The 15,938-nt window shown below is 45.9% G+C and carries 13 protein-coding genes; 12 read left to right on the forward strand and 1 reads right to left on the reverse strand.

The window, feature by feature from the left end:
* Window positions 1-7: 7 nt before the first annotated feature.
* Window positions 8-2,320, forward strand: coding sequence for a DNA internalization-related competence protein ComEC/Rec2 (locus tag AA84_RS17445; RefSeq protein WP_081791744.1), 2,313 nt, complete (start codon window positions 8-10; stop codon window positions 2,318-2,320).
* Between the two features lie 288 nt (window positions 2,321-2,608).
* Window positions 2,609-3,637 (forward strand): DNA polymerase III subunit delta, encoded by a 1,029-nt coding sequence (holA, locus tag AA84_RS0107955; protein WP_028982552.1) that lies wholly within the window; start codon window positions 2,609-2,611, stop codon window positions 3,635-3,637.
* 61 nt (window positions 3,638-3,698) lie between these two features.
* On the opposite strand, the gene rpsT is transcribed toward holA, so the two are convergent.
* Window positions 3,699-3,965, reverse strand: coding sequence for a 30S ribosomal protein S20 (gene rpsT, locus AA84_RS0107960; protein WP_028976757.1), 267 nt, complete (start codon window positions 3,963-3,965; stop codon window positions 3,699-3,701).
* A gap of 269 nt (window positions 3,966-4,234) precedes the next feature.
* Between rpsT and gpr the strand changes: the two genes are divergently transcribed.
* The 10 genes from gpr to AA84_RS0108010 all read left to right on the forward strand — a co-directional run bounded on the left by gpr (window position 4,235) and on the right by AA84_RS0108010 (window position 15,938).
* Window positions 4,235-5,314 carry a GPR endopeptidase gene (gene gpr, locus AA84_RS0107965; protein ID WP_028976758.1) on the forward strand — a complete coding sequence of 360 codons (1,080 nt, stop codon included), beginning with the start codon at window positions 4,235-4,237 and terminating at the stop codon, window positions 5,312-5,314.
* A 71-nt stretch (window positions 5,315-5,385) separates the two neighbouring features.
* Window positions 5,386-5,715, forward strand: a complete 330-nt coding sequence (locus tag AA84_RS0107970) for a hypothetical protein (RefSeq protein ID WP_028976759.1) — start codon at window positions 5,386-5,388, stop codon at window positions 5,713-5,715.
* Window positions 5,716-6,158: 443 nt separating this feature from the next.
* Complete coding sequence (lepA, locus tag AA84_RS0107975) at window positions 6,159-7,982, forward strand: translation elongation factor 4 (RefSeq protein ID WP_028976760.1); 1,824 nt, start codon at window positions 6,159-6,161, stop codon at window positions 7,980-7,982.
* Window positions 7,972-9,117, forward strand: coding sequence for a radical SAM family heme chaperone HemW (hemW, locus tag AA84_RS0107980; RefSeq protein ID WP_028976761.1), 1,146 nt, complete (start codon window positions 7,972-7,974; stop codon window positions 9,115-9,117). The genes lepA and hemW overlap by 11 nt, the downstream gene beginning before the upstream one ends.
* Before the next feature lie 105 nt (window positions 9,118-9,222).
* Complete coding sequence (gene hrcA, locus AA84_RS0107985; RefSeq protein ID WP_028976762.1) at window positions 9,223-10,239, forward strand: heat-inducible transcriptional repressor HrcA; 1,017 nt, start codon at window positions 9,223-9,225, stop codon at window positions 10,237-10,239.
* 41 nt (window positions 10,240-10,280) lie between these two features.
* Window positions 10,281-10,904, forward strand: coding sequence for a nucleotide exchange factor GrpE (gene grpE / locus AA84_RS0107990; protein ID WP_028976763.1), 624 nt, complete (start codon window positions 10,281-10,283; stop codon window positions 10,902-10,904).
* Between the two features lie 49 nt (window positions 10,905-10,953).
* On the forward strand, window positions 10,954-12,813 hold the full coding sequence (gene dnaK, locus AA84_RS0107995) for a molecular chaperone DnaK (protein ID WP_028976764.1): 1,860 nt from the start codon (window positions 10,954-10,956) through the stop codon (window positions 12,811-12,813).
* Window positions 12,814-13,009: 196 nt separating this feature from the next.
* Window positions 13,010-14,146, forward strand: a complete 1,137-nt coding sequence (gene dnaJ, locus AA84_RS0108000) for a molecular chaperone DnaJ (protein ID WP_028976765.1) — start codon at window positions 13,010-13,012, stop codon at window positions 14,144-14,146.
* 84 nt (window positions 14,147-14,230) lie between these two features.
* Complete coding sequence (gene prmA, locus AA84_RS0108005) at window positions 14,231-15,169, forward strand: 50S ribosomal protein L11 methyltransferase (RefSeq protein ID WP_028976766.1); 939 nt, start codon at window positions 14,231-14,233, stop codon at window positions 15,167-15,169.
* Between the two features lies 1 nt (window position 15,170).
* Entirely contained in the window at window positions 15,171-15,938 is a 768-nt protein-coding gene (locus AA84_RS0108010) for a 16S rRNA (uracil(1498)-N(3))-methyltransferase (protein ID WP_028976767.1), read from the forward strand.

Here is a 15,938-nt window from a genome sequence, read left to right on the forward strand (position 1 = left end):
GCTTTCATTGACAGGTAAGTGGCATCTGGCTGCTTTATGTGTCTGCACGACAGCTTGGGCGCTTAGCGGACGCAATGGAACTGTACCAGTGCTACTATTGATCGGCTACAGCTTCTATCTTGTTTTTCGGCGGCATTACCGTATGTTTGCTGTCTTTTTGGCTCTTATGTTGATCCTTGTCGTTGATTTTACGTTTGTAAAAACCGATAAATCAATCTTTTCTGGCCGAGAAACACAGTTGAGTGGCCGAATTGCTTCATTGCCGGACTTTGACGGTGATCGGCTGCGTTTTAAACTGAAAACGAATCAAGGCGAAACGGTGATCGTTGATTATTTGTTGAAGACTAGAGTTGAAAAGGAACGGCTGAGGCATCTCATCAGAGCAGGTCAGTTGTGGCGGGCCATCGGAGCCATGGACCAGCCCATGGCACCAACTAATTTTCATGGATTTAATCAGAAGCAGTATCTCGAGCAGCATCATATTTACTGGAAAATGAATGCGAAACAGTTGCAAATGCGCTCACAATCCGGTTATAACATGATTGGCTTTTTGAGTCGTTTTCGCCAAGATCAGACCGCCCGGATTGATGCGCAGTTTACCTCACCAAGTGCGCAGATGATGAATGCTCTTTTGTTTGGCAGCGATCAACAAATGGATCCCGCACTTTCTGAGGCTTACCGCCAGTTCGGACTCGTCCATGTACTTGTTGTTTCCGGAATGCATATTGCCGTTGTCTTCGGCAGTTTGTACTATTTGTTTCGTCGTATCGGTGTGGTGCGGGAATACGCCGCATTGTTTCTTATTTTGCTGATGCCTGTATATGTCTTTCTAACCGGAGCAGAGCCATCCGTGGTCCGCTCTGGTATTACTGCAAGTATTGTGCTGCTCTTTTCGCTGGTTCGACGGCATAAGATGCCGGTGTCGGATCCAATCAGTATCGCTTGTCTTGTCATGGTTTTTCTTGATCCGAACATCGTTTTTGATTTAGGGTTTCAACTCTCGTTTGCCATTGCGTTTGTTGTGCTTATCGCAGCGCCAATTGTTGCACAGGCTTACGCATCATTCATTGTAAGAATGATCACTTTGTCTCTGATTTGTGAGCTTGCAACGTTTCCAATCATTGTTCCTAATTTTTACCAGATGTCTTTGATTGGTGTTGTCCTCGGTGTTTTCTTCGTTCCTTTTATCACCTTTCTTATCTTTCCACTTTGTGCCATCGCTTATTTCGCCTCATTCGTTTGGGCAGATTCTTCATCGTTCTTCTCGTGGGCAGTGGATGCATTGTTGTTGCTTCCGCACCAAATACTGCTTAAATTGGCACAAATTCCATCGCTGCAAATGGTTTACGGTGCCTTAACCGGTTGGCAGATCTGTATGTCGGTAGTTCTGATTTTTCTCTCTCTTCTGCTCTGGGAACAGCATCGTAACAAAAAGGCACTGCTCATGCTGTGCACCCCATTTTTGATGATGTATCTGGTTGTGACGCTGACTGATTATGCAGATCCGCGCGGGTCGGTCACGTTTCTTGATGTCGGACAAGGCGACAGCATTCTGATACAGCTTCCGCATCGTCAAGGTTCGCTGCTTATCGATACGGGGGGAACAATCCCATTTGAAAAGGAAAAATGGAAGATGCGCAGAAAGCCATTTGAAGTTGGGCGGGATGTCGTGTTGAATGAGCTTGTTGCCCAGCGCGTGACGCATCTTGACGCACTGGTGCTTACCCACAGTGATTATGATCATGTCGGCGGACTGCAGGGAATCGTCGGAAAAACAGCCATTCGAAAATTGTTGGTCAGTCCTTATCATGATCCGAATCTGCAGGAGCAGCAACTTTTCCAAACGCTTTCTGCATCAGGTACGGCGATTCGATTGCTGCGCTCGGGTATGACATTACAAGTGAAGGCACAGGCTTTTCACATACTCAGCCCATTAGAGGATGCGAAAAACAGTAATGACAATTCAGTTGTCTTATACGCGGTGCTTGGCGGAGAACGCTGGCTTTTCACCGGTGATTTAAGCAGTTCTGGGGAACGCGAGCTGATGCAAAGGTATCCTAATTTACGTGCGGATGTGCTTAAGCTTGGTCATCATGGAAGCCGCACATCAACGTCTGAGGCGTGGCTGGAACAGTTGAATCCGGCAATCGGTGTCATTTCTTGTGGGAGAGCGAATCGGTATGGACATCCGCATCCGGAGATTGTTCAGGCACTGCACCAGTACGATGTATTTCGTTTAAGAACGGACCGATCAGGAGCCATTCGCTTCTGGTTTGATGTAACGAAGATGAGCGGCTTTGAACATGCATACGATCCGTAAACGCCTTGAATTTCCATCATTTAGCGCAGCAATGTCACCCATAGTTCTTTTGCTCATAGGATACCATAGAGAGAGTAACATATATCGCTTGACCGGCGATGTCCTAGGCTTCGCAGGTTGGCGTTTATATATATCAGGAAGCGGCGGAAAGCAATTGATATCGCCGCTTTCTTTTTTATTTATCGACCATTTGAGTGAAAGCGGCTTGCGAAGAAAGCAAAGGGACGGTAAAGTAAAAAGGGCGGATTCAGAATACCGCTCGGAACCTGCAGGTAAAGGATGACCTCAATGGCACAACCAAAATCAGCAAATTTATCGATAAAAAAGCCGCTTGCACCCGTTTACCTGCTTTTTGGCACGCAGGATTTTTTAATTCAATTGATGAAAAAAAACTTAACGAGTGAAGCGTTGGTTGAGGAGGAACGCGACTTTAATCTTTCGCGCTATGACCTCACCGAATTGCCGCTGGAACACGCGATCGAGGATGCAGAAACGATTCCTTTTTTCGGGGAAAAGAAAGTTGTGATCATGGATAATGCATTCTTTTTGACCGGAGAGCGTACAAAGACAAAGGTGGAGCAAACGATTGATCGGCTAGAGGATTATCTGAACCATCCTTCGGAGAGTACGGTTCTCATCATTGTTGCGCCGTATGAAAAACTCGATCGACGCAAGAAAATTGTCAAAAGGCTTGAAAAAACAGCGGCTGTTTATGAACTATCGCATTTAAGTGACACAGCACTTTTTCAATTGCTTGAACAGGTCGCCCAAAAGTATGGCGCGCACTACACGCGAGAAGGGCACGAGCAAATGATGAACGCTGTCGGACCGCATCTTGGCCAGCTGGCAAATGAAGTGGGAAAGTGCGCGCTTTATTGCGGTACTGAACGTCCAATTGACGCGCAAGCGGTGGAAGAAATCGGCTCTAAGTCACTTGAGACCAATGTGTTCTTGCTAGTGAACCAGGTCATGCATCAAAAAACAGCCGAGGCACTTGAATTGTTTCACGAGCTCGTTCGCATGAAAGAGGAACCGCTCAAATTACTCGCACTTTTGGAACGCCAATTTCGAATTGTGTATCAAGCCGGCCGTTACCAAGAGGCCGGCTACACGCAGAATAGTATAGCAAGTAAAATGAGTGTACATCCTTATGCAGTCAAGCTTGCTTTGCAGCAAACGCGCGCGTTCAGTCCGGTGCTGCTGCAGCATGCGCTCAAGCGTTGTACGGAGACGGATTTTCAGATTAAGACTGGACAGATGGATAAAATCCTTGCACTTGAACTGCTGATTATCTCTATATCGGGTAAAGCTGCATAATCAAATCCTAAATAAGGCAAAAAAAAGAGGCTCGCTTTTCGAAGCGAGCCGTTTTTCATGATCAAGCGTTCAATCCACTTAACTTCTTGGAAAGTCTTGATTTTTCATGAGCTGCTTTGTTTTTATGGATCAAGCCCTTAGATGCTGCTTTGTCAACTTTTTTCGTAGCAGCAAGAAAAGCGGCTTTTGCGCCTTCAACATCTTTCTCTTCAACTTTTCCATTGAATGATTTAATCGCTGTGCGCATTGCGGATCTGAACTGAGCATTCTGCTGACGGTTCGCTTCGCTTGTTTTCACACGTTTGATTGCAGATTTAATATTTGGCATTCGATTCACCTCCAAATCATGAATTCCCGGTCATCATCCTTACTCCGCCGAAATAAACACGTTCTTATATAAATAAACGATAGGCCAAAAAGACCCTATTCCTGTAAGCAGAGTTCCAATCTGACAAATTGTATTGTATCAAAGCGTCCCACCTTTTGCAATGAATGAATGAAAAAAGCATAAATGAACATCCTTTTAAAAGATATGATCTGTTCTGAATGAATCAACGAAGGCTTGTTGCGCTTATAAATGAGGAAAGGAGTTCGATCATGAGTCACGAATTAGATCTGAAAAAGTATACGGTACGCACGGATTTAGCGATCGAAGCCAATGAAAATAAGCCGGAAGTTCCAGGGCTGCATACGGAGCACTTTGATGAAGCCGGCGTTAAAATCACTAAAATGGTGATTGACAGTCAAGCGGCTGCAGCAATACAAAAAAAAGAAGGATCCTACCTGACTTTTGAAGCAAAGGACTTGCGAACAGGCGATACGGATATTGAGGAACGGGTTGAAAAACTGTTTGCAAAACACTTTTCTGCCTTTTTAAAAGAACTGACCATTGCCGATGATGCAAGCTGTCTCATCGTCGGACTAGGCAACACGAAGGTGACTCCAGATGCGCTCGGACCGAGCGTTGTCGAAAATGTGCTGGTCACCAAGCACTTATTTGATCTTCAGCCGGAACACGTGCAGCAAGGGTATCGTCCGGTCAGCGCGATTAATCCCGGCGTTATGGGAGTAACCGGAATTGAGACAAGTGATATCATCTTAGGCGTTATTGAGAAGACAAAACCGGACTTTGTGATTGCCATTGATGCACTCGCTGCTCGCGCGGTCGATCGGCTAAACACGACGATTCAAATCGCCGACAGCGGGATTCATCCCGGTTCCGGCGTGGGCAATAATCGTAAAGAGCTCAGTAAAAAAACACTGGGTATTCCGGTTATTGCAATCGGCGTGCCGACTGTTGTCGATGCTGTAACAATTACAAGTGATGCGCTTGATGTGCTGCTGCGCCATTTGGAACGTGAAATGACGGATAAAAAACCGTCAAAGGCACTCTCGCCTTCCTGGATGACATTTGGTGAAACCGTCGATTATCGTAAACTTAATTTGCCAAGCCAAGAGAAACGCGCTGCATTCCTCGGAATGGTAGGAACATTAAGTGAAGCTGAGAAAGCACAATTGATTAAGGAAGCACTTGGTGCAAGCGGATCGCAGATGATGGTCACACCGAAAGAAGTTGATTTCTTTATTGAGAAGATGGGGAATGTGCTTGCTGAAGGATTGAATGCAGCGCTTCATCATCAGGTGAATCAAGGAAATGTCGGCCAATATACGCATTAAGTCATGAACTCACGACTTGCTGCATAGAATGAAGCAACGAAGCGGGACAAGCCCAAAGGAGCGAGTGCAGGATGAAACGTATCGTGATCGAATGTCTAATTGTTCTTTCTGTCTTGCTTTTCTGCGTCCTTTACGGAGCAGTCACGGTTCGCGATGCAGCTCAGCCGACTACCGCGCAGCCGGCACAAGCAGATACAGGTTTTCATGAACAAAACATTGTCATTCCAGACAGTGAGAAAGCCGCCGCACAAACAGAAACAACCGGTACACGCAATAACACCGGGATTACATTAAATGAAAATCAAACCGACGCGTCATTGTCCGAACGCGTGCAACGCTTGTTTCTCCTAGGGATCAGTGCCGTCGCCGAGACCGTGCAAGGCGTCATCCATGCATTTTAAAAATCCTGTCGGGTGGGTCTATTGGAATAGGTATAATACGGAGAAGCAGTTTCAATGGTATACCGGTGATGAAGGAGAGTGTCTCAAAAGTCAATTGACTTTTAGGACACTCTTTAAAAAACGTCCATTCCGGGATTAAACGCGCAGATGCAAGACTCCCGCGAAGCGTTCCCGTTGATCGCAAACCAACGGAGACCCCGTAGGACAAATGCTTGTCCGAGGAAGCTCGCGGTGCGCCCGCGGCAAGCAAGCAACCGAAGCGACAATTCAGCACCGAAAAGACGCGAGACCGTCATACATGGCTGGAGATAATATCCGGGCGCTTTTTGCCCGGCTTTTCTTATGCCTGAATTTTCGCCTTTTGTGTTCGTGATTGAAACGGGTCATGACCATTGATATAATCGAAACTAAGTGATGTTTTTTTGGAAGCAGGAGGAACACTAATGTCAGAGAATCAAAAACAGCGCCAGTCGCGTATCCGCAACTTTTCAATCATTGCTCATATCGACCACGGTAAATCAACACTTGCCGACCGTATTTTGGAGGCGACACAAGCGCTAACCAAGAGAGAAATGAAAGCACAAGCGCTTGATGCTATGGATCTTGAACGGGAACGCGGCATAACGATTAAATTAAATGCCGTAGAATTAACGTATAAAGCGCCGGATGGCGAAGAATACATCTTCCATCTCATTGATACACCGGGCCATGTCGACTTTTCTTATGAAGTGTCACGAAGTCTTGCCGCATGCGAAGGTGCACTGCTGGTTGTTGACGCAGCGCAAGGCGTAGAGGCGCAAACCTTAGCCAATGTGTATCTCGCTTTGGAAAATGATCTCGAAATCATCCCTGTGATTAATAAAATCGACTTGCCAAGTGCAGATCCGGAGCGTGTAAAACAGGAAATTGAAGACGTCATCGGCCTCGATGCCTCTGATGCTGTGCTTGCTTCGGCAAAAGCGGGTATTGGTACCGAAGACATACTCACGCAGATTATTGAAAAGATACCTGCACCATCAGGAGATCCCAATGCACCGCTAAAAGCACTCATTTTTGATTCACTGTATGATGCTTATCGCGGCGTTATCGTTTATATTCGTGTCATGGAGGGATCGGTTCGCGTCGGCGACACCATTAAAATGATGGCGAATGGAAAAACATTTGAGGTGCTCGAAGTCGGCGTCGCTACCCCTAAAATCGAAAATCGTGAGGAATTGTCGGTTGGCGATGTGGGGTTCATCACTGCTTCGATCAAATCAGTACATGATACGCGTGTCGGCGATACGGTGACCAATGCGGACAGGCCTGCGGACCAGCCGCTGCCCGGCTATCGGAAAATGAATCCGATGGTGTACTGCGGACTCTATCCGATTGATACTGCGCGCTATGACGATTTGCGCGAGGCGCTCGGAAGACTGGAACTGAACGATTCTTCGCTACAGTATGAACCCGAAACCTCAGAAGCGCTGGGATTCGGGTTCCGATGTGGATTTTTGGGACTGCTTCACATGGATATCGTTCAAGAACGGCTGGAACGTGAATTTAACATTGATCTGATCGCAACCGCGCCAAGTGTTATTTACAAGGTAAAGTTGAATGACGGGTCAAGTGTGCGGGTTGGCAACCCATCCGAAATGCCGGAGCGCAAGTTCATTCAAGAGATTGAAGAACCGTATGTGAAGGCCACCGTTATGACACCAAATGACTATGTCGGTGCTGTCATGGAATTATGCCAGCGCAAACGCGGCGAATTTAAAACCATGGAATACTTAGATGCGAATCGAACGAATGTGATCTATGATCTGCCGCTGTCGGAGATCATGTACGACTTTTTTGATATTTTGAAATCAAGTACAAAAGGCTATGCGTCACTCGATTACGAGATGGACGGCTACCGGTCAAGCGATTTGGTCAAAATGGACATTTTGTTGAATGGCGAAAAAGTGGACGCACTTTCCGTTATCGTTCATCAGGAGTTCGCTTATGAACGCGGCAAAGCAATCGTAGAAAAATTGAAACAATTGATTCCGCGGCAACAATTCGAAGTCCCGATTCAGGCAGCAATCGGACAGAAGATCATTTCGCGTTCAACGATCAAAGCACTTCGAAAAAATGTCTTAGCGAAATGCTATGGCGGCGACGTCTCACGGAAACGAAAATTGCTAGAAAAGCAAAAAGAGGGAAAGAAACGGATGAAAGCGGTCGGTAGTGTTGAAGTCCCGCAAGAAGCATTCATGGCCGTCTTCAAGATGAGTCATGACGATTAATCCAGCCAAGGTTCGCGGCGCTTACATCCATATTCCTTTTTGCGACCATATTTGCTATTACTGTGACTTTAATAAAGTGTTCATGAAAAATCAGCCGGTCGACGACTACCTTGATGCTTTGGCACAAGAAATGAGTCATTATGCAGAATTTGGACTTCCGCAAACAATCTATATTGGCGGCGGAACACCAACAGCACTGAATGAACGTCAATTCGAGCGGCTGTTCCAAACCGTCCGGAAGTATTTGTTTCATCCTGCGGTTAAAGAATTTACTGTCGAAGCGAATCCGGAAAATCTTAATGAAGCTAAGCTTGAGATCATGAAGCGCTACGGGGTTACGCGTCTCAGTATCGGCGTTCAGACTTTTGATGACCAGTTGCTGAAAACGATTGGACGGGCGCACCAGTCAGATGATGCGGAACGTGCGGTTCGGCTAGCTCAGCGTCACGGGTTTGATAACATAACGGTCGACTTGATGTTTGCACTTCCGGGTCAGACGGAATCGAGCCTTCATGATTCAATGGAGCGAGCTTTACGTTTGGGTACGCCGCACATCTCCATTTATTCGCTGCAGCTTGAGCCGAAAACGATTTTTTATAACCGCATGAAGAGCGGGAGTCTGCGGCTGCCTGGCGAGGATATAGAAGCAGATATGTACGGTCAAATTATTTTGGAACTGGGGCGTTACGGCCTTCATCATTACGAAATCAGCAACTTTGCAAAGCCGGGATTTGAGGGGATCCATAATTCATTATATTGGCAAAATGAAGAGTATTATGGGATGGGTGCCGGCGCGCATGGCTACGTCAATGGAATGCGCTATGCCAATGCCGGCCCGATAAAAAAATATATTGACAGTGTTCGAAAAAATGGTCATTCACGACGTTCGGAGCATGCAGTAACTTTTGAAGAAAAAATGGAAGAAGAAATGTTTCTTGGACTGAGACTGATGAAAGGAGTCAGCATTGACCATTTTAACGATAAATTTGGTCGCCCAATCGAAACGGTATACGGCGATGCGATCGAACGACTGAAGAAGAAAGGACTACTTGCTGAACATGATGGTCGGCTGGCGATGACACAAAGAGGAATCTTTCTAGGCAACGATGTCTTTGGGGCATTCTTAATGTCTTGAAGAAAGAATGTCCGAAAAGATTTGACAAACTGGAATGAAGTTGGTAAATTTTAATGTAGAATTAGCACTCGGATAGATCGAGTGCTAACAGAGGTGATCAACAAGATGTTAACTGATCGTCAATTGTTTTTGTTGCAGCTTTTAGTTAATGACTATGTTGTCTCTGCCGAGCCAGTTGGTTCACGGTCGATTGCAAAACGGGACGATGTTCATTTTAGTCCGGCGACGATCAGAAACGAACTCGCAGATCTGGAAGAAATGGGTTTTCTTGAGAAAACACATCTTTCTTCCGGAAGAGTACCCTCAGAAAAGGGCTACCGTTTTTATGTCGATCATTTGCTCTCTCCGGTTCTGCTTTCTGAAGATGAGGTTGGAAACATTCGACATGCCTATCGGAAGAAGTTTTCTGAGAAGGAAGAATTGATTCGCGTCACAGCGCAAGTTCTTTCTGAATTCACAAACTACACAGCGATTATGCTTGGTCCTGAATTGATGGACATGCGATTGAAACACATCCAAATGGTTAAGCTGAATCAGACGCAAGGGGTTCTGATCATTGTAACCGATACAGGGCATGTGGAAAACAAGATGGTTACTTTTCCTAAATCGATTCGAGCAGAGGACATTGAAAAAATTATTAATATCTTAAATGACAAGCTTGAAAACGTTCCGCTCTATCAGCTTCAAGCGCGGCTAAACAAGGAAATTTCCAACGTCATGCGTCTCCACATTCGTGATTACAATCGTGTGATGAACATGTTGCAGGAAAGTTTGACCATGGACGATCCGGAACAAATTTTCTGCAGCGGCAAGAACAATATTCTTGCACAACCTGAATTTCAAGATGTCAAGAAGATTATTTCTTTGCTTAATGTCCTTGAGGGAAAAGAAATCGTTCACGAGATCATGAGTATGCCGGCCACCGGTTTGCATATTCGTATCGGCCGCGAGAACAAATTAAATGGTATTGAAGATTGCAGCCTGATCACAACGACCTATTCAATGGGCGGGGAGCATCTCGGAACAGTTGCAGTAATCGGCCCAAAACGGATGGCTTATCCGCGTGTGGTGACCTTAATTGACACGGTCTCCAAAATCTTAACCGAAAACTTAACCAAATAAGAGCCTGATCGCGCTCTTTCTATATTTTAGGAGGTGAGCCTATGACAGAACAGGCAAACAAAGATTCACAGAAAATCAATGAAGAAGTTGAAATGGAAACAGACCCACAAACTCAGGCTGCAGAGCCGGGTGAGGGTGCAGAGGAAGATCGTGCACCGGATCAAAATGATGATCAGCGTGACCGTGAGGTGCTTGTTAAGAAGATTGCTGAGCAAACGGCTGAAATCGAAGCGCTTAAGAAGAAAAATGATGAGTTGAATAGTCGCATGCTGAGAACGCAGGCGGACTTTGATAACTTTAGAAAGCGCACGAACAAAGAAAAGACAGATTCTCGCAAATTCCGTGCTCAAGATCTTGTCTCCGATATGCTTGAGATTCTCGATAATTTTCAACGTGCGCTTGCCGTTGAAACGACATCCGAAGACGGACAATCCTTAAAAAAGGGTATGGAAATGGTTTTGTCGAAGCTTGAAGATGCGCTAAAAAAAGAAGGCGTAGAAGAAATTCCGTCTCTGAATCAGCCATTCGATCCGAATGTTCACCAAGCAGTGATGCAGGAAGAGAGTGCAGAGCATGAATCAGGGACCGTGATCCAAGTACTTCAAGCGGGTTATACATTAAACGGACGAGTAATTCGCCCGGCAATGGTGAAAGTCAGCGCCTAAAATCTAGACGTTCAAACTTAATGTTTTTTAATATTAGGAGGAAATGAACATGAGTAAAATTATTGGTATTGACTTAGGTACAACAAACTCCTGTGTGGCAGTGATGGAAGGCGGAGAGCCCGTCGTTATTCCTAACCCGGAAGGAGCGCGTACGACGCCATCGGCAGTTGCTTTCAAAAACGGCGAACGTCAGGTTGGTGAAGTTGCAAAACGTCAAGCCGTGACCAACCCAAATACAATTTTGTCGATTAAGCGCCATATGGGTTCGGATTACAAGGTTGAAGTTGAAGACAAAAAATATACACCTCAAGAAATTTCAGCAATCATTCTGCAAAAATTAAAATCAGATGCTGAACAATATCTTGGCGAAACGGTGGACAAAGCGGTCATCACGGTCCCGGCTTACTTCAACGACGCGCAGCGCCAAGCAACAAAGGACGCCGGTAAAATTGCCGGACTCGAAGTGCTGCGCATTATCAACGAACCAACAGCCGCCTCCCTCGCTTATGGTCTGGACAAAGGCGAAGATCAAACCATCCTCGTTTTTGACCTTGGCGGCGGTACATTCGATGTTTCGATTCTCGAACTTGGCGATGGCATTTTCGAAGTAAAAGCAACGGCTGGAAACAATAAGCTTGGCGGCGATGACTTCGATGAACGAATCATCAAATTCTTAATTGGTGAATTCAAGAAAGAAACAGGTCTCGATCTTTCTGGAGATAAGATGGCTCTGCAGCGTCTGAAAGATGCATCTGAAAAAGCAAAGAAAGAGTTGTCCGGTGTGTCACAAACGCAAATCTCACTGCCGTTTATTTCCGCCGATGCAACAGGTCCAAAACACTTGGAAACAACGCTTACTCGTGCAAAATTTGATGAGCTGACCGCAGATCTCGTTGAAGATACAATGGGTCCAGTTCGTCAGGCTCTGTCTGATGCCGATATGACGATGGACGATATCAGCAAAATTGTTCTTGTCGGCGGATCAACACGTATCCCGGCCGTTCAGGCAGCAATCAAAAATCTGACGGGAAAAGAACCAAGTAAAGGGGTCAACCCTGATGAAGTTGTTGCCGTTGGTGCTGCCATCCAAGGCGGCGTGCTGACCGGTGATGTGAAGGATGTTGTTCTGCTGGACGTTACGCCGTTGTCCCTTGGAATTGAAACGATGGGCGGCGTGTCCACAAAACTGATTGAACGTAATACAACGATTCCGACAAGCAAGTCTCAAGTATTCTCAACGGCGGCAGATAATCAAACTGCGGTTGACATTCATGTCCTTCAAGGGGAACGCCAGATGGCTGCGGACAACAAGACACTCGGTCGTTTCCAATTGACCGATATTCCACCGGCTCCACGGGGTGTACCGCAAATCGAAGTAACCTTTGAAATTGATGCAAACGGTATTGTGAACGTTAAAGCAAAAGACAAAGGGACAAACAAAGAGCAATCCATTACGATCAAGTCATCTTCAGGTCTGAGCGATGATGAGATTGACAAGATGGTTAAAGACGCAGAAGCGAATGCAGATGCGGATAAGAAACGCAAAGAAGAGGTTGATCTGAGAAACGAAGCCGATCAGCTGATCTTCTCAACTGAGAAAACGCTGAACGAACTTGGCGATAAGGTCGATGCTTCTGAAAAATCTAAGGCAGAAGATGCCAAGGATAAGCTGAAAAAAGCACTTGAAGGCAAAGACGTTGAAGCAATCAAATCAGCGAAAGATGCCCTCAATGAGCTTGTTCAACAATTGTCTGTAAAACTGTATCAACAAGCACAGCAACAAGCTCAGGGTGCACAAGGTGCGGAAGGCGCAGCAAAAGGAAGCAAGAAAGATGACGATGTTGTTGATGCAGATTATAAAGAAGTGGATGACGAAGATAAAGACAAAAACAAGAACAAGAAGAACTGATCTGCAGCTTCTTATTTTGTCGCCTTTTACCTTGATCGGCATATTCTAAAAAAGAATCGACCTGATCTGTCGATGAAAGCGTGTAATTCAAGAAAGTCGAAGTCGGACGCGGGTTCTGGCTTTGGCTTTTTCTTGCTTAAACAGGGATACGAATGATATGATTAATTTTATGTGAAATCATTTCGGGAGTGATTTGATGAGTAAACGGGATTATTACGAAATCCTCGGCGTCAGCAAAGATGCATCTAAGGATGAGATTAAAAAAGCATTTCGAAAATTAGCGCGTAAATACCATCCCGATGTCAATAAAGATCCGGGTGCACCGGAAAAATTCAAGGAAGCTACCAAGGCTTATGAAATATTAAGCGATCCGCAAAAGCGTGCGCAATATGATCAATTTGGTGAAGCAGATCCAAATCAAGGCGGATTTGGCGGCGGTTTCGGAGGTCAAGGATTTGGTGGTGCTGATTTCGGTTTCGGCGATATTTTTGATCAGATCTTTAATGGCGGCTCAAGACGGCGTGATCCAAATGCGCCGCGCCAAGGCGCAGATCTTCAATACGAAATGTCGCTGACCTTTGAAGAAGCAGCGTTTGGGAAAACGACGAACATCCGCATTCCTAAAGAGGAAACCTGTACAACTTGCCACGGTTCAGGTGCAAAACCGGGAACAAAACCGGAACAATGTGCCCACTGTCATGGTACAGGACAGTTGAATCAGGAGCAGAATACGCCGTTTGGTCGGGTTGTGAACCGGCGCGTCTGCCCATACTGCAAAGGTACGGGTAAATCAATTAAGCATCCGTGCAGTACGTGCGCGGGTACCGGCAAAATGAAGGTGAACAAAAAGATTGAAGTCAAAGTTCCGGCAGGCATTGATGACGGGCAGCAAATTCGTTTGTCCGGTCAAGGTGAATCAGGAGTAAACGGCGGACCTTCAGGAGATCTCTACATTGTATTTGCGGTTAGGCCGCATAAATATTACCAGAGATCCGGTGATGATGTGTTGCTCGATGTTCCAGTGTCCTTTGCACAGGTTGCGCTGGGCGATGAAATCGAAGTACCAACCCTTCATGGTAAAGTGAAACTTAAAATCCCTGCCGGTACACAGACAGGCACAAAATTCCGCCTCAGAGGAAAAGGAATTAAAAATGTTCGCGGTTATGGACAAGGCGATGAACGGGTAACCGTAAAAGTTGTGACACCGAAACATATATCTGAGGAACAAAAGAGTTTGTTTAAGAAACTGTCGGCACTTGACGGTAACGAAGTCGACGATAGCGATGCAAGTTTTTTTGATAAAATGAAGAAAAAAGTATTTAAGGGCGACTAATGCCTGTTTCTTTTCTCTGAATACAATAGCTTGATATCGGCTGCATTTTTCAACTTTTTATTAAGGAGCGATTCCACAAACGCGATGAGATGGTCGGAAATTTGTATTCATACAACTGAGGAAGCGATCGAATCGGTCACGAATATACTCTATGAGGCGGGCGCAGGCGGTGTTGTTATTGAAGACTCCCAAGATCTGCGGCAGCTTGCTGGATCAGATTCAAGGTATTCACTAGATCCGGCCGATTACCCGATTGACGGGGTAAATGTTAAAGCATATCTGCCGATAAACAGTTTTCTCGGTGAAACGGTTGAAGAAATCAAACAATCGCTGAACAATTTAGTGTTGTATGATATTGACTTGGGGGACGGACAGGTTACACTCAGTGAGCACAATGAAGAAGAATGGGCAACCGCATGGAAAAAATATTATAAACCGGTGGAAGTCGGCCGCTGGTTCTACATTTCGCCGACGTGGGAAAGCTTCGAGCCGAGGAATTCGGAGCGACAGGTCATTGAGCTTGATCCAGGGATGGCTTTCGGTACCGGGACACACCCGACCACTGTGCTATGCATTGAGGCACTTGAGAAGTATCTGCCTAACCAAGCAAGCGTTCTCGACGTCGGCACCGGCACCGGCGTACTGTCCATTGCGGCAGCAAAATTAGGGGCAGACGAGGTCATGGCTGTAGATCTTGATGCTGTAGCTGTACAGTCGGCCAAGCTCAATGTCAAGCTGAACCATGTTCAAGATGTCGTCAAGGTACGCCAAAACAATCTATCGGATCACGTTACAGGAACCTATCAGATTGTTGTTGCCAATTTGCTTGCTGAGTTGGTCATTCGTCTTGCCGAGAGCGGCGTTGGTGAGCGTCTGGACGATGGCGGCCGTCTCATTGCATCAGGGATTATTAAACAGAAAAAAGCACAAGTCGTTCAGACGCTTTCAAAGAACGGTCTTCGTGTGATTGATTCAATGGAATCCGGCGATTGGGTTGCGTTGATTGCCGAGAAGGCGGAATAAGATGCAGCGTTATTTCATTAATGCCGATCAGTTTAGCGATCATAGGGTAACCATTACCGGTGATGATGCGCACCATATTCAGAAGGTCATGCGTATGAAACCCTCTGACCTAATCCTGTGTGCGAATAATAAAGGTGCTGTTTATCTATGTGCAATTGAATCCTTTGCAGAGGGCAGCGTGCAAGCACTGATCAAAAGTCGGCAATGCGTAGATTCTGAACTGCCCATTCATGTCACCATTGCACAGGGCATTCCTAAAGGTGATAAATTTGAAACGATTATTCAAAAAGGAACAGAATGCGGAGCACGCTGTTTTGTTCCTTTTCAGGCTGATCGCTGCGTTGCGCTGTGGAAAAAGAACAAGGCGGATAAGAAACGGCTCCGCCTTGAAAAGATAAGTAAGGAAGCGGCAGAGCAGTCGCACCGTCGCTTTATTCCTGAAATCCGTGAACCGATGAATTTGGATCAGTTGATCGCGTTTAGTGCGTCATTTCCATTTAAAGTGGTTGCCTTCGAAGAAACTGCGAAAGCAGGACAACAGGCATGTTTTCCGACTGTACTAAAAGAAATGACTGCCGGAGATTCCTTGCTTGCTGTCGTTGGTCCAGAGGGTGGCTTGACGGCTGAAGAAGCAGATACTTTGAAGAATCATGGCTTCGCTCTGTGCGGACTCGGCCCGCGAATTTTAAGAACGGAAACAGCAGCATTGTACCTTTTATCGGCGATCTCTTATCATTTTGAACTTTTACAATGTGGGGTGGATGAATAA

The organism is Sporolactobacillus terrae DSM 11697, from assembly GCF_000648615.1.
Classification (GTDB): domain Bacteria; phylum Bacillota; class Bacilli; order Bacillales; family Sporolactobacillaceae; genus Sporolactobacillus; species Sporolactobacillus terrae.

Excerpts from the sequence above, each read along its gene's own strand:
- holA (WP_028982552.1), top strand. The coding sequence starts at position 2,609 with ATGGCACAACCAAAATCAGCAAATTTATCGATAAAAAAGCCGCTTGCA.
- rpsT (WP_028976757.1), bottom strand. The coding sequence starts at position 3,965 with ATGCCAAATATTAAATCTGCAATCAAACGTGTGAAAACAAGCGAAGCG.
- gpr (WP_028976758.1), top strand. The coding sequence starts at position 4,235 with ATGAGTCACGAATTAGATCTGAAAAAGTATACGGTACGCACGGATTTA.
- AA84_RS0107970 (WP_028976759.1), top strand. The coding sequence starts at position 5,386 with ATGAAACGTATCGTGATCGAATGTCTAATTGTTCTTTCTGTCTTGCTT.
- lepA (WP_028976760.1), top strand. The coding sequence starts at position 6,159 with ATGTCAGAGAATCAAAAACAGCGCCAGTCGCGTATCCGCAACTTTTCA.
- hemW (WP_028976761.1), top strand. The coding sequence starts at position 7,972 with ATGACGATTAATCCAGCCAAGGTTCGCGGCGCTTACATCCATATTCCT.
- hrcA (WP_028976762.1), top strand. The coding sequence starts at position 9,223 with ATGTTAACTGATCGTCAATTGTTTTTGTTGCAGCTTTTAGTTAATGAC.
- grpE (WP_028976763.1), top strand. The coding sequence starts at position 10,281 with ATGACAGAACAGGCAAACAAAGATTCACAGAAAATCAATGAAGAAGTT.
- dnaK (WP_028976764.1), top strand. The coding sequence starts at position 10,954 with ATGAGTAAAATTATTGGTATTGACTTAGGTACAACAAACTCCTGTGTG.
- dnaJ (WP_028976765.1), top strand. The coding sequence starts at position 13,010 with ATGAGTAAACGGGATTATTACGAAATCCTCGGCGTCAGCAAAGATGCA.
- prmA (WP_028976766.1), top strand. The coding sequence starts at position 14,231 with ATGAGATGGTCGGAAATTTGTATTCATACAACTGAGGAAGCGATCGAA.
- AA84_RS0108010 (WP_028976767.1), top strand. The coding sequence starts at position 15,171 with ATGCAGCGTTATTTCATTAATGCCGATCAGTTTAGCGATCATAGGGTA.